Origin of the sequence: Streptomyces flaveolus (assembly GCF_000716535.1) — a bacterium.
Classification (GTDB): Bacteria; Actinomycetota; Actinomycetes; order Streptomycetales; family Streptomycetaceae; genus Streptomyces; species Streptomyces flaveolus_A.
In genome coordinates this window covers 63458-77593 of the sequence record NZ_JNWV01000003.1, presented here as the reverse complement: position 1 = coordinate 77593, position 14136 = coordinate 63458, and the positions used below count along the sequence as shown (strand labels likewise).

The 14136-nt window shown below is 73.0% G+C and carries 12 protein-coding genes; 10 read left to right on the top strand and 2 right to left on the bottom strand.

Features of this window, described 5'->3' with window-relative positions; genetic code table 11:
- Nucleotides 1-42 precede the first annotated feature (42 nt).
- The 4 genes from OO52_RS02840 (at nt 43) to OO52_RS02825 (ending at nt 5690) form a co-directional block, all read left to right on the top strand.
- Nucleotides 43-1635: an FAD-binding oxidoreductase gene (locus OO52_RS02840; RefSeq protein WP_030640557.1), complete on the top strand. Its 1593-nt coding sequence runs from the start codon at nt 43-45 to the stop codon at nt 1633-1635.
- A gap of 39 nt (nt 1636-1674) precedes the next feature.
- On the top strand, nt 1675-2556 hold the full coding sequence (locus OO52_RS02835) for a YegS/Rv2252/BmrU family lipid kinase (protein ID WP_030640555.1): 882 nt from the start codon (nt 1675-1677) through the stop codon (nt 2554-2556).
- 62 nt (nt 2557-2618) lie between these two features.
- Complete coding sequence (locus tag OO52_RS02830) at nt 2619-2987, top strand: NUDIX hydrolase (protein WP_030640553.1); 369 nt, start codon at nt 2619-2621, stop codon at nt 2985-2987.
- 189 nt (nt 2988-3176) lie between these two features.
- Entirely contained in the window at nt 3177-5690 is a 2514-nt protein-coding gene (locus OO52_RS02825; protein ID WP_030640551.1) for an ATP-dependent Clp protease ATP-binding subunit, read from the top strand.
- A 689-nt stretch (nt 5691-6379) separates the two neighbouring features.
- Here OO52_RS02825 and OO52_RS02820 read toward each other — a convergent pair.
- A complete protein-coding gene (locus OO52_RS02820) occupies nt 6380-6748 on the bottom strand; it encodes an STAS domain-containing protein (RefSeq protein WP_234317074.1) in 369 nt (122 codons plus the stop codon).
- 241 nt (nt 6749-6989) lie between these two features.
- Between OO52_RS02820 and OO52_RS02815 the strand changes: the two genes are divergently transcribed.
- From OO52_RS02815 to OO52_RS02800, 4 genes are all read left to right on the top strand, one after another.
- Complete coding sequence (locus OO52_RS02815; RefSeq protein WP_030640547.1) at nt 6990-7862, top strand: trypsin-like serine protease; 873 nt, start codon at nt 6990-6992, stop codon at nt 7860-7862.
- A gap of 270 nt (nt 7863-8132) precedes the next feature.
- Entirely contained in the window at nt 8133-9179 is a 1047-nt protein-coding gene (locus OO52_RS02810; RefSeq protein ID WP_030640545.1) for a class I SAM-dependent methyltransferase, read from the top strand.
- 164 nt (nt 9180-9343) lie between these two features.
- Complete coding sequence (locus OO52_RS02805; protein WP_030640542.1) at nt 9344-9715, top strand: ArsR/SmtB family transcription factor; 372 nt, start codon at nt 9344-9346, stop codon at nt 9713-9715.
- 159 nt (nt 9716-9874) lie between these two features.
- A complete protein-coding gene (locus OO52_RS02800; RefSeq protein ID WP_231406598.1) occupies nt 9875-11587 on the top strand; it encodes an LCP family protein in 1713 nt (570 codons plus the stop codon).
- A 61-nt stretch (nt 11588-11648) separates the two neighbouring features.
- Here the strand turns inward: OO52_RS02800 and OO52_RS02795 are convergent, their stop codons facing one another.
- Nucleotides 11649-12428: a DUF1206 domain-containing protein gene (locus OO52_RS02795; RefSeq protein ID WP_030640538.1), complete on the bottom strand. Its 780-nt coding sequence runs from the start codon at nt 12426-12428 to the stop codon at nt 11649-11651.
- Between the two features lie 209 nt (nt 12429-12637).
- Here OO52_RS02795 and OO52_RS02790 point away from each other — a divergent pair, with 209 nt between their 5' ends.
- Nucleotides 12638-13282, top strand: a complete 645-nt coding sequence (locus tag OO52_RS02790; RefSeq protein WP_030640536.1) for a hypothetical protein — start codon at nt 12638-12640, stop codon at nt 13280-13282.
- Nucleotides 13283-13516: 234 nt separating this feature from the next.
- A complete protein-coding gene (locus tag OO52_RS02785; protein WP_030640534.1) occupies nt 13517-14134 on the top strand; it encodes a sigma-70 family RNA polymerase sigma factor in 618 nt (205 codons plus the stop codon).
- The last annotated feature ends 2 nt before the right edge of the window (nt 14135-14136 follow it).

Here is a 14136-nt window from a genome sequence, read left to right as displayed (position 1 = left end):
AGCACCCCGACGAGCACACCGACCTGTGAGGACGACCGTTCAATGGACATGCTGTGGAACGGCTGGGGCGACCCGGCCAAGGCGGCGCCGCTGCCCGACTCGGTGACCGGGCTGCTGCGCGACCTGCTCGGCGTCAAGCCGCGCAGCACGCCCGCGCTCGGCCTGGAGGACATCCGCCTGCCCGCCCCCACGGCGAGCCCCGCCGCCCTCAAGGCGCTCGCCGCGGCCGTCGGTGGCGAGGAGCACGTCCGCACGGACTCGGAGAGCCGCGTCCGGCACACCCGCGGCAAGTCCACCCCGGACCTGCTGCGCATCCGCGCGGGCGACGTCACCGACGTCCCGCAGGCCGTCGTCCTGCCCGCCGGCCACGACGAGGTGCTCGCGGTCCTGCGCGCCTGCGCCGCGCACGGCCTGGCCGTCGTACCCTTCGGCGGCGGCACCTCGGTGGTGGGCGGACTCGCCCCGCAGCGCACCGCGTTCGTCGCCCTGGACCTGCGCCGCATGAACGGCCTGCTCGACCTGGACCCCGTCTCGCGCACCGCCGTCCTCCAGCCCGGCCTGCGCGCCCCCGAGGCCGAGGCCCTGCTCGCCGGACACGGCTTCACCCTCGGCCACTTCCCGCAGTCCTTCGAATGGGCCACCATCGGCGGTTTCGCGGCGGCCCGCTCCAGCGGGCAGGCGTCCGCCGGGTACGGCCGCTTCGACGAGATGGTGCTCGGCCTCACCCTCGCCACCCCCGAGGGCACCATCGAGACCGGCCGCGCCCCCCGCTCCGCCGCCGGCCCCGACCTGCGCCAGCTCATCCTCGGCTCCGAGGGCGCCTTCGGCGTCATCACCTCCGTCACCGTACGGATCCGCCCCCTGCCCGAGACGCGGGTGTACGAGGGCTGGCGGTTCGGCTCCTTCGAGGAGGGCACCACCGCACTGCGCCGGCTCGCCCAGGACGGACCCCGGCCGACCGTGCTGCGCCTGTCCGACGAGACCGAGACACTCATCGGCCTCGCCCAACCCGAGGCGATCGGCGCCGACTTGGCGCAGAGCGACGCCGGGTGCCTGGCGATCACCGGATACGAGGGGACGGCCGAGGACACCGCGCACCGCCGTGAACGGGCGGCGGCCGTCCTGACGGCCTGCGGCGGCACCCCGGCCGGCGCCGAACCCGGCGAGCGCTGGGCGCACGGCCGCTACTCCGCTCCCTATCTGCGCGACGCCCTGCTCGACGTCGGCGCCTTCGCCGAGACGCTGGAGACCGCGGCCTTCTGGTCCCGGATCCCCGATCTCTACACGGCCGTCCGCACGGCGCTCACGGACACCCTCTCCCGGGCCGGCACCCCGCCCCTCGTGATGTGCCACATCTCCCACGTGTACGAGAACGGCGCCTCGCTCTACTTCACCGTCGTCAGCGCCCAGGGCGAGGACCCGGTGGCCCACTGGGCGCCCGCGAAGCACGCGGCCAACGAGGCCGTGCTCGCCGCCGGCGGCACCATCTCCCACCACCACGGGGTCGGCACCGACCACCGCGACTGGTACGTCCGCGAGGCCGGCCCGCTCGGCGTCTCGGCCCTGCGCGCCGTCAAGCGCCGCCTCGACCCCGAGGGGCTCCTCAACCCCGGCGTGCTGCTGCCCACCGACTGACCCCACCCGATCCGACCGCCTGCCTCGAAAGGCCCACCGATGCGCCAGTTCACCGCCGTCGTCAACCCCACCGCGGGCGGCTCCACCGGGGCGGCGACCCTGCTCCGGCTGGCCCGGCTGCTCCGCGAGGCCGGGGCCGAACTGGAGACGGAGTACAGCCGCAGCCTCGCCCACGCCCAGGACATCGCCCGCGCGGCCGGTGAGCGCGGCCGGATCGTCCTGGCCGTGGGCGGTGACGGCATCGCGGGCGGCATCGGCGGCGCGCTCAGCGGCACCGGAACCGTCCTGGGCCTCGTACCCGCCGGACGCGGCAACGACTTCGCCCGTGCGCTCGACCTGCCCGCAGACCCGGCCGCGCTCGCCCGCATCCTGCTGCACGCCGAACCCCGGCCCGTCGACACGATCGAGGTGGAGTCGGCCGTCCACCCGCGCACGGTGGTGCTGGGCAGCGTGTACGCCGGCGTCGACGCGGAGGCCAACCGGCACGCCAACAACGCCCGGCTGCTGCGCGGCGCCGCCTCCTACTACGCGGGCGGCCTGCGCGCCGTCACCACCTGGCGACCGGCCGACTACCGCGTCACCGTCGACGGCGAGGAACACACCCACCGCGGCTACACCGTCGTCGCGGCCAACTCCCCCTACTACGGCTCCGGCCGGCTCATCGCTCCCGGCGCGCGCGTCGACGACGGCCTGCTGGACGTCGTGCTGATCCGCGAGGCCCCGCGCCGGCTGTTCTTCGCCCTGATGAACGAGCTCAAGTCGGGCGTCCACATCCACCGCCCGCAAGTGCGCGTCCTGCGGGGCAGGGAACTGCGCATCGAGGCCACCCGGCCCGTCCCCTACGGCGCCGACGGCGAGGTGGAGGCCACCCTGCCGGTCACGCTGCGGGTACGGCCCGGGGACCTGCCGGTGCTGTACTGACGCCACCGTGCATCACCCGCGCACCCCTGGGTAGGCAAGGAGTGCCTGGGGAGGGGAGCCATATGTCGCTGGAGCAGGCCGAGGGTGTGGTGCGGGCGGTCGTCGTGTACGACGGGCGGCTGCTGCTGGTGCCGGATGGAGAGGGCTGGACGCTGCCCTCGGGCACCCCGGAACCGGCCGAGACGGCCCAGGCCACGGCGGCGCGGATCGTCTACGAGCTCACCGGTTACCTGGTCGACGGCACGGAACCGCTGACGCCGCGGGACACAGCGGGGGAGACGGCCGTGGTGTGCCAGTTGCTGAGCGAGTCACCGTCGGACGGCGGCCGCTTCGCACCGGAGCAGGTGCGCTGGGCACCGATGGAGGAGACCGCGGGCACACCGCTGCCGGCGAGCGTGCGCACGTATCTGCGGGGGCACACACCCGTGTGAACCACCGCCTCGGTCGGGGTGTCGCGGGCCGGGCGCGGACTGTGCCGTCGGCCCTGTGTAGGTACGGGCAGGCCGGATTTGCCGCCGTTCCCTTCCGGTTGCGGGGCCGTCCCCACGGGGGTTCAGTGAGTAGGGGCCGTTCGGGGGCCTTGTTCCGGTCGCTGCTTCTCTGCCGTACCAGGAGCTGTCATGTCGATGTCGTTCGGTGCGCCGTTCGGTTCGTCGGATGCGTTCAATGAGCTGCTGAATCGTTTCTTCGGAATGTCGCCGGCATCATCACCCCCCGCAGTACAGCGCGTACCCATCGGAAGGCTGCTGACGGAATCGTCGCAGCGACTGCTGAACCTGGCCGCGCAACGGGCCGCCGACGACGGCACCTCCGACCTGGACACCGAACACCTGCTCTGGGCGGCCACCCAGGTCGACCCCTCACGCCGGCTGCTCTCCCAGGTGGGCGTCGACCCCGACACCCTCGCCGGCGAGCTGGCCAATATCCTGCCGCGCGAGTCCGGCGAGCCCTCCGCGCAACCGGGCCTCACCCCCGCGGCCAAACGCACCCTCGGCGCCGCCTACGCCCGGTCCCAGGCGGCCGGCGTCTCCTACATCGGTCCCGAGCACATCCTCGGCGCCCTGCTCGGCGAGAGCGACACGGGAGCGGCCCGGATGCTGCGCGCCGAGGGCCTGGACACCCAGCGCCTCGCGGGCCTGACCGAACAGCCGGCGACGCGCGCCGAGGGAGCCCCCGCCGAACGGAAACAGCCGGCCACGACCCTGGACGAATACGGCCGAGACCTGACGGAGGAGGCCAAGGCCGGCAAGCTCGACCCGGTGGTCGGACGGGCCGGGGAGATCGAGCAGACCGTCGAGATCCTCTCCCGGCGCTCCAAGAACAACCCGGTGCTCATCGGCGAACCCGGAGTCGGCAAGACCGCCATCGTGGAGGGCCTCGCCCAGCGCATCGTGGCGGGCGAGGTCCCCGACGTCCTGAAGGGCAAACGGGTCGTGTCACTGGACCTGTCGGGCATGGTGGCGGGCGCGCAGTACCGGGGACAGTTCGAGGAACGGCTCAAGAAGGTCATCGAGGACGTCCAGGCGGCGAGCGGCGACATCATCCTGTTCATCGACGAACTGCACACGGTCGTCGGCGCCGGCGCCACCGGCGAGGGCGCCATGGACGCCGGCAACATGCTCAAGCCCGCCCTGGCGCGCGGTGAACTCCACGTCGTGGGCGCCACGACCATCGACGAGTACCGCAAGTACGTCGAGAAGGACGCCGCCCTGGAACGCCGGTTCCAGCCGGTGATGGTCCCCGAGCCCACCGTCGAGGAGACGGTGCAGATCCTCGAGGGGCTCCGCGACTCCTACGAGGCGCACCACCAAGTCCGCTTCGACGACGAAGCCCTGGTGGCCGCGGCCGAACTGTCCGACCGGTACATCAGCGACCGCTTCCTGCCGGACAAGGCGATCGACGTGATGGACCAGGCCGGTGCCCGCGTGCGGCTGCGCGGCGCCGGACGGTCCACCGAGATCGTCAGCCGCGAGGACCGGATCGCCAAGCTGCGCCGTGAGCTCGAACAGGCCGTCTCCGCCGAGGACTTCGAGAAGGCCTCGGAGCTGAAGCGGGACATCGCCGAGGTGGAGGGGGAACTCGCCGGGATCGAGGAGCGCCGCGAGGGCGTCGTCTCCGTCACGGCCTCCGACATCGCCGACGTCGTCTCCCGCCGCACCGGCATCCCGGTCTCCCAGCTCACCGCCAGCGAGAAGGAGAAGCTGCTCCGGCTCGAAGAGGAGATGCACGCGCGGATCGTCGGCCAGGACGAGGCGGTCACCGCGGTCTCCCAGGCCGTACGCCGCAACCGCGCCGGCATGGGCGACCCCAACCGGCCCGTGGGCTCCTTCCTCTTCCTCGGCCCGACCGGTGTCGGCAAGACCGAACTCGCCAAGACCCTCGCCGCCCTGCTGTTCGGCGAGGAGGACCGGATGATCCGGTTCGACATGAGCGAGTTCCAGGAGAAGCACACCGTCGCCCGGCTGGTCGGCGCGCCTCCCGGATACGTCGGCTACGAGGAGGCGGGCCAGCTCACCGAGAAGGTCCGCCGCCAGCCCTACAGCGTGGTGCTCTTCGACGAGGTGGAGAAGGCCCACCCCGACGTCTTCAACACCCTCTTGCAGATCCTGGACGACGGCCGGCTGACCGACGCGCAGGGCCGCACCGTCGACTTCCGGCACTGCGTCGTCATCATGACGTCCAACATCGGCGCGCGCCGCATCCTCGACCACAAGGGCGATGTCTCCGACCTCAAGGACGAGTTGATGGAGGACCTGCGCACGCGGTTCCTGCCGGAGTTCCTCAACCGGATCGACGACATCATCATCTTCCACGCCCTGACCGAGGACGACCTCGGGCAGATCGTGGACCACCTGCTGGACCAGAGCAGGCGCAAGGTGCGCGCGCAGGGGCTGGGCCTGGAGGTCACGGAGGCGGCCAAGAAGCTCCTCATCGCCCACGGCCACCAGCCGGAGTTCGGTGCGCGTCCGTTGCGCCGCACGATCCAGGCGGAGCTCGACAACCGCATCGCCACGCTCCTGCTCGGCGGCGAGGCCGACCCCGGCGACACGATCGTCGCCGACGTCCGCGACGACTCACTGCACTGCACGGTGCACAGAAGCGACTCAGGGCAGCCGCCGTCCGGGCAGGGCTGAGGGCCGCTTGCGCGCTCGCTGAGCCGCACGTCGGCGATCACCCGGGCACCACGTAGTCACTGCTTTCTTCCGGCGGTACCTGGCCGACGACACGGGCGCCGACCCGGTCCTCACCGGCCGGCAACGCCCCGTCACCGCCGCGGTGCACCGGCCACATGGATCGGGCGGCACCCCTGTGCGGAGGTGCCGCCCTTTCGCCGGACCCGCTCACCGGTGACGGTGCGTCCGGTGAGCGCCGACGTGTCTCAGGGAGCCACTCCGGCAGATGGGCCGGGCCGGTCCCGCGCCGGGTGTCGGGTTGTTCGGCCAGCGACGAAGGTCGGATCACGGGACGAGTTCGGACCGGCGTGAGGCTAGGAGGCCGCACGGAGGCGCGGAAGTGGCCTTCGCGTCAGGTCGGTGAAGGCAGGGTGAACGCTGCGGTGCCGAGCGCCCGTTGGCCCCGAAGCGGGGCGAGCCGTGTCTCGACTTCACGTGTCCGCCGCCCCGCGTACACGCTGCGACCTCGTGGTGGGTCACGGGTTTGCCGACAACGCCGGCCCGGACGCGGTCGTCGGCCGCAACACCGCCGGCCCGTGGTGAACCTCCGTCACACAACGCCTCGTTCGGCAGCACCGGTGTCGTCCCGGCGGATACACAGGCTCGGAACTCTTCGGGAACGGCCACGCATGCGGGACGTCCGACCCCCGTCAGCCCCGCAGGGCGTCCTCGACGCTGGGGTAGCAGGCGAGGAGAGGTGTGAGGCCGACGATCTCCAGGGTCCGCAGCACGGGACGCCGTACGCCCGCCAGGCGCAGCCAGCCCCCCGGGCCGTGGGACTGATGGGCGGCGATGAGGACGTTGATGCCGCTGGAGTCCATGAACGGCACACCGCTGAGGTCCGCGACGGTGCGCGCGCCGTCGGGGTCCGCGGGGGCGAGGGCCCGGCGGAGCACGCCGGAGGTGTGGTGGTCGACCTCGCCGGTCACCGTGACGACGGTGGCACCGCCGACGTCGGTCCGGGTGACCGCCAGCGGCTCCGGCCCCGCCTGTTCGTTCGTGTCTGCCGTGTCTGCCACGCGTCCCTCGTCCACGCTCACCCGATCCTTGCCCAGAGCTTCCCTCTCCGACAGGCTGCCCAGGATCGCCCGGAGGATGCAGGTCGACCCCCGGCGTGCCCCGGCGCACACCCGGGTGACCGTCGACAGCGTGGGGATTGCCGCGCCCGGCCGTCTTGTCCCGCGCAGCCCGGCCCACTTCAATGCTCCCTACCCCCGCAGGAGAACACCTGTCCCACACCACCCAGTGAAGGGGTTCTTCTTGAGAGCCGTACGCGTCACCGCCGTCACCGCCGCCGCCTGCGCCACCGTGCTCGCCGCCGCGCTGCCCTCCTCCGCGATCAACTCGTACAACGCCACGCCCGCGCCCGAGCGCACCGAGGTCGGAGCGCTCGTTGCCACCTGGGACGACGACGGCGACCCGGCCACCCCGGACCGCGTCGACTGGGTGTGCTCCGGCACGATGGTCGACGCCGACACCTTCCTGACCGCCGCCCACTGCACCAGCGACTGGCCGGCCGGCGTCCGCTTCTTCGTCTCGCTCGACCAGGACGTCCAGGCCGGACTCGACGCCGCCGCGAAGAAGTACCCGAAAGACCCGGCCGCCCAGGCCGGCGCCGTCGCCGTCCAGGGCACCGCGCACACCCACCCCGACTACCCGGGCCCCGCCTCGGACCCGCACGACATCGCCGTCGTCGAACTGCCCGCCGCGAAGGTCGCCGCCCGCTGGTCCTTCACCCCGGCCGCCCTGCCGACCGCGAACCAGCTCGGCGCCCTCGGCCCGCAGGGGCTGAACTCCACCGACTGGTTCGTCGCCGGGTACGGCACCCAGGAGGCCGTCAACGGACCCGGCGGCCAGACCCACCCCGGCGGCGGCGTCCGCATGAAGGCTCCGGTCACGTTCGACGCCCTGAACGACTCCTGGGCCCGGCTGGGCATGACGGCCCCGCAGGGCAACGGCGGTGCCTGCTACGGCGACTCCGGCGGGCCCAACTTCGCCGTCATCGGCGGCAAGAACGTCCTCGCCGCCACGACCATCACCGGTGACACCCCCTGCTACGCCACGAACGTCACCTACCGCCTGGACACTCCCGGCGCCCGCGCCTTCCTGGCACCTTTCGTGAAGCTGCCGTAGGCCCGCGAGCGAGCCGGACACCGGGGGCACCGGTCCACGCACAGGAGGGCCGGTGCCCCGCCTCCGCCCCGGCGTGGGGCGCGACCCCTCCGCCCCGGCGAGGAGCGCGAGCCCTCCGCACCCGGCGCACTCCGCGCCGCGCGGCCCGGGAGGGCGTGGGGCCGGTGCCGGACATAGGCTGATGTGGCCGGGAACTTCACGGTGACAAGCCGAGCCCTGAGCCTTCCCGGTGTGTCGGCCGCAGCCGGCCGGCGGGAAGGAGGTACCGGGATGGATCAGGAGGGGATCGACAAGTTCCTGGACCACTTCGTCACCGACCTCGCGTCGACCGAGGCCGCCGGGACCATCGCGCTGGGGCACCGGCTCGGTCTTTACCAGGCGCTCGCCGAGGGCCCGGCGACACCCGAGGAGTTCGCCGAACGCACGCACTGCCATCCGCGCTACCTCACCGAGTGGCTGCGCGGCCAGGCCGCCGGCGGATACGCCGAGTACGACGCGGCGACCGGCCGGTTCTCGCTGTCCGAGGAGCAGGCGTTCTGCCTGGCTGACCCGAACGGTCCGAACGTCGCCGCTGCCTTCCGCTTCGCCCTCGGAATGCTGCGCGCCGAGCCCCGCATCGCCGAGGCGTTCCGCACCGGCGAGGGCGTTGCCTGGCATGAGCACGATGACGAGGTGTTCGTCGGGGTCGATGCCTTCTTCCGCCCCAATTACGAGGCCGAGCTGGTCCCGAACTGGATCCCGGCGCTGGACGGGGTCGACGCCAAGTTGCGCGCCGGGGCCCGGGTCGCCGACGTGGGATGCGGTCTCGGCTCGTCGTCGATCTTGCTGGCCGAGGCGTATCCGCGGACGGAGGTCGTGGGCTCCGACTACCACGGCGAGTCGATCGCGCTGGCGCGCGAGAGGGCCGCCGAGGCCGGCGTCGCCGGGCGGGTCAGCTTCCAGGTGGCCACCGCGCAGACCTTCGGGGGAGCGGACTACGACCTGGTGGCCATGTTCGACTGCCTGCACGACATGGGCGACCCGCTGGGTGCCGCACGACGGGTACGCCAGGCGCTCGCCGCGGACGGAACGTGGCTTCTCGTGGAGCCGCTCGCGTCCGACCGGATCGAGGAGAACTTCCATCCGGTGGGCCGGCTGTACTACAGCGGCTCCACGTTTCTGTGCGTGCCCAACGCCCTGTCCCAACAGGGCGGTTACGCTCTGGGCGCACAGTCAGGCGAGGCGGCGGTCCGCGAGGTGGCCACCGAGGCCGGCTTCACCCGGTTCCGCCGGGCCGCGCAGACTCCCTTCACCGTGGTCTATGAGATCCGGCCGTAGGCCCAGGGGTGCCTGCCCGCGTGTCCGCCCGTCACCAAGGGGCGCCCGCTCACCGGACTCGAGTGTCAGCCCCCGCGAGAGCCTGCCTCGGTGGCCCGGGGCGGGTACCCACACCGGGTGGGCGGCTGAGCGTCGGCCGTGACGAGGGTGGGGCGGGAGCGGCTGTGACGGAGAGGGCCGGGGGCTTCGAGGACCCGCCCGCCGAGGCGCTCGCCGCGACCGCCGCCGTCGTCGGGCTGCTCGTCGCCCCGGCCCGGCTGCGTCTGATGTGGGCGCCGGTGCAGGGCGAGAGCGATGTCACGCACCTCACCGACCGCGTGGGCGGTGCGCTGCCCGCCGTCAGTCAGCACCTGGCGAAGCTGAAGCTCGCCGGACTGGTCCGCTCCCGCAGCGGGGGCCGGCGGCAGGTCTACCGCGTCGACGCCCCGGACGCCGTGGCCCTGATCCGCGCCGTGGTCGGCAGGCCGACCGCGCGCTCGTGCCCCGCCTCCGTCCCGGCACAGGACTCACGTCGAACGCTTACCAAGGACACGTAGACTCCCGCTGCCGTGCCGCTCCGAAGGCGGACGGCCCCGCGATGAGACGCCTCGCCTGTGAATCGGCTGTGCATCCGTGCTGTTCAGGCGATGTGTTTGCTAGATTGCGCAACCACGCAACCGATGTGCCACAGGCCCGACCGTTCAGGGGAGTGGAAGATGAGCGACCCGTGGGACGGGCCGGCCGGCCAGGGCACACGCAGCCGCGGCGCGCGGGTGCCCCGGCAGCGCGGGGCCGACCCGGACGACGCGCGTCCGCCGGGCGGCAGGGCGGCGGCCCGGGCGGCCTCGCGGGCGCGCGGCGGCAGGCGATCCCGACGGGCCCGTCCGGTGCGGCGCGGCAGGCGGGTGCTGAAGATCCTCGGGATCGGTCTGTCCGTCCTCGTCCTGGTCACCGCCGGCGCGGGCTGGTGGTTCTACCAGCACCTGAACGGCAACATCCACAGCGTCTCCCTGGACGGCAAGGGCGGTGAGGAGAAGGCCGACGCGTTCGGCCGCACCCCCATCAACATCCTGGTCATGGGCTCCGACGGCCGTACCAGTGCGACGGACTGCAAACTCGGCGGCGGCTGCTCGAAGACCGGGGTGCAGACCGGCAGCAACGCGGACGTGGAGATGGTCCTGCACATATCCGCCGACCGCTCCAACGCCACCGTGATGAGCATCCCCCGAGACACCATGACCAAGGTCCCGGCCTGCAAGGACAGTGAGTCGGGGCAGTCGACGAACGGCTACTACGGCCAGATCAACAGCGCGCTGCAGTACGGGCCCGCCTGCCAGGTGGCCACCGTCCACCAGCTCACCGGCATCACCATCGACCACTTCGTCAAGCTCGACTTCTCCGGCGTCGTCAAGATGTCCGACGCGGTCGGCGGCGTCTCCGTGTGCGTCAGCGACGACGTCTACGACACCTACTCACACCTGAAGCTGTCCAAGGGCACCCACACCCTCAAGGGCGTCGCGGCTCTAGAGTTCGTCCGCTCCCGGCACGGCTTCGGCGACGGCAGCGACCTCGGCCGTACGGTCTCGCAGCACATCTTCCTCAGCGCGATGATCCGCAAGTTCAAGAGCGCGGGCACGCTCACCGACCCCACCGCGGTCTACGACCTCGCCGACGCGGCCACCAAGGCCCTGACCGTGGACGACGGCCTCGGCACCGTGAAGAAACTGATCTCGCTCGCCGCCGACGTGAACAAGGTGCCCACCAAACGGATCACCTTCACCACCATGCAGACGGCACCCGATCCGGGCGACAGCGACCGGGTGGTGGTGGGCCCGGGCGCGAAGAGCCTGTTCGCCACCATCGCGGACGACCAGTCCCTGACGACCGGCTCCGGAGGGAAGTCCGCGGCGGCCTCCGCGACCGCCAAGGCGAAGGCCACCGCCTCCGCCGTGCCCGCCGCCGAGATCGCGGTGACGGTGGAGAACGGCACCGGCATCACCGGCCGCGCCTCCGCCCTCGCGACCGCCCTCACCGGGCAGGGCTTCAGCTCCGCCACGACCACCGCCAACGCCCCCAGCCCCGCCGGGAGCACCACCCTCACCTACGGCACCGGCGAGAAGGGCGCGGCCCAGACGGTCGCCAAGGCGCTCGGCCTGCCCCCGTCCCATCTGAAGCAGGGCACCGGCAGCGGCCTGACCCTGGTGATCGGCAGCGACTGGCCCAGCGGCACCAGCTACCCGGGAGGCTCGTCCTCGCCCCCTCCCGCCGACACGAAGGCCGCCGTCGGAGGCGCCCACGCCTCCACCGCCGACGAGGCCAAGACCTGCGCCAAGGTGAGCCCCTACAGGACGGTCACGTTCGACGGCGTCTCCATGACACCCTCCCAGGCCTACGCGGCGGCACGGAACAAGCCGGACTCCGACGCCTGAGCGGCGGCACCGAGAACCCGGCCGTCGAGCCGTCGAGCCGTCGAGCCGTCGGGCTGTCGGATCAGAGCTTGCGCCAGCGCGCGTTGCACCAGGAGAAGACACCGAACGCGGCCAGGCCGAGCGCCACCAGGGCGAGCAGCCAGGGCCCGGCCGGCAGATCCCGGAACGCGCGCAGGGTGTCGTCCATGCCCTTGGCCTTCCCCGGCTGGTGCTGGACGGCGGCGACGAGCGCGAACACACCGGCCGTGGCGAAGACGACGCCACGGGCCGTGCCGCCCGTGACCCCCAGACCCTCCACGACCGGCCGGACCCGGGCCGACATCGTGTCGGTCCGCAGCTTGTCGCGGAACTTCCGTCGCACGGCCTGCACCGAGATCCACACCCCGGCGACGACCACCGCGGCGCCCGCGACCCCGAGGAGCCACTGGCCGCCCGGCCAGTCCAGCACCCGTGCGGTGACGTCGTCGGTGTGCCGGTCGGAGGAACCGCTGCCGCTGCCCCGGTCCCCGGCCGCGTAGGAGAGCACCGAGTAGGACACGAAGCAGTAGAAGACGAAACGGAACAGGGCCGCCGCCCGCCGGGAGAGCTTGGACCCGTCGGGGCCGTAGCCGCCGAACACCGCCTCGGAGAGCCGCCACAGCGCCATACCGGCGAGGGCGACACCCACGATCCACAGCAGCGCCGACCCGAACGGCTGCCCGGCCAGCTCACCGAGGGCACCGCCGCGGTCGGCCTGCCGGCCGCCGCCGTCACCGCCGAAGGCGATCCGGACCGCGATGACACCCACGAGTACGTAGATCAGCCCACGCGCGGCGAAGCCCGCCCGGGCGGCAGCGGCCATGACCGGGCTGTCCGCCACGCGCCGCGCCCGGAACCGTCCCCGCAGTGCCCATGACTGTGCATCCATACACCGCCGGATGCCCCCGGGTCCGGGTCCGACACCTGTCCGCGGGGGCGGGGGAGGCCATCGGGGGGCCCGTTGAGTACCGGGGCCGGCGGTTTCCGTATCTCCCCGTGGCGAACGGGGCCATGATGCGAGGATGGGGGGCCATGACAGCGGGGTGGGGTGTGCGCACGGTGCGTACCGCGGTGTTCGCGGCCGTCTGTGTCGTCCTCGCCGCCCTCGGTCACGTCCTGATGTCCGGCCGTGACGTGCCCGCGTGGGCGCTGGCCGCCGGCCTCGCCGCGACCGGCGCTGCGGGGTGGTGCCTGACCCGCCGTGAGCGGGGTCCGGCGCTGATCGTGCCGCTTGTCGTCGCCGTCCAGGCGGCCCTGCACTCGGCGTTCTCGCTCGCCCTGACCGCTTCCCCGAGCGCCACACCCCCGCTGACCGAGCGGACCCCCGCGTCCATGGACATGGCATCCATGCCGATGGACGCCATGAACATGGGGCACATGGCGCACTCCATGGACGGGGCCGGCCCGCCCGCGTCCGGGATGCTCGCCGCGCACCTGCTCGCCGCACTCCTCACCGGACTATGGCTGGCGTACGGCGAGCAGGCCGCCTTCCGCATCCTGCGGGCCGTGGCCGGATGGCTGGCCGCGCCGCTGCGCCTGCTGCTGGCCCAGCCCGTCGCCGCCGACCGCCCCGACCTCCGCCTGCGCCGGCCCCGTTCGGACCGGGCGCCGAGCCTCGACCTGCTCATCCACGCGATCACCTCGCGCGGGCCGCCCACGGGGACCGCTGTCGTCTGAGGACAGCCGGTACACCGAGGCCGCCCCCGAGCGCCTCGGTCCACGGTCGTACGTCCGCGCACCGCGCCGCAGCCATTCGCGGCACCTGCCGGGTGCCGTCACACCTCAGCGCCCTCGTTTGGGCGCGCCGTCCCGCTGCCCGTGCGCGTCGTAGGGCCGTCTTCCCCGCACCGGACCAGGCCGTGCCCAGGCGTGCCCCCGGTCCGGCCACGGTCGACCCGAGAAGGACTCCAGGTGATCACTCCTGTCCTGCCCGCAGCACGGACCGCCAACGACCGGACGGCAGCCGCCGACGAGTCGGCAACCGCGTGGGCGCTGGCCGCCCGACGCGGTGACGCGCGCGCGGTCGAGCACTTCGTCCGCGCCCTGCACCGCGACGTCCAGCGGTACGTCGCCCACCTCTGCGCCGATCCCCAGGCCGTCGACGACCTCGCCCAGGACACCTTCCTGCGCGCCCTCGGCAGCCTGCACCGCTTCGAGGGCCGCTCCTCGGCGCGCGCCTGGCTGCTGTCCATCGCCCGCCGGGCGGTGACCGACAGCCACCGCCACGCGGCCGCGCGACCCAGGCTGTCCGACGCGGCGGACTGGCAACGGGCGGTCGAGTTCGCCCAGCCGCGCGGCCTGCCCGGATTCGACGACGGCATCGCGCTGCTGGACCTGCTCGAAGGGCTGCCGGCCGAGCGCCGCGAGGCGTTCGTCCTCACCCAGCTCCTCGGCCTGCCCTACGCCGAGGCGGCCGAGGTCAGCGACTGTCCCGTCGGCACGGTCCGCTCCCGCGTGGCCCGCGCGAGGGCGACCCTGATCGGCCTGCTCGACGCGGCGGAAGAGGCCGCCACGCCACCGGCCGCCTGAGC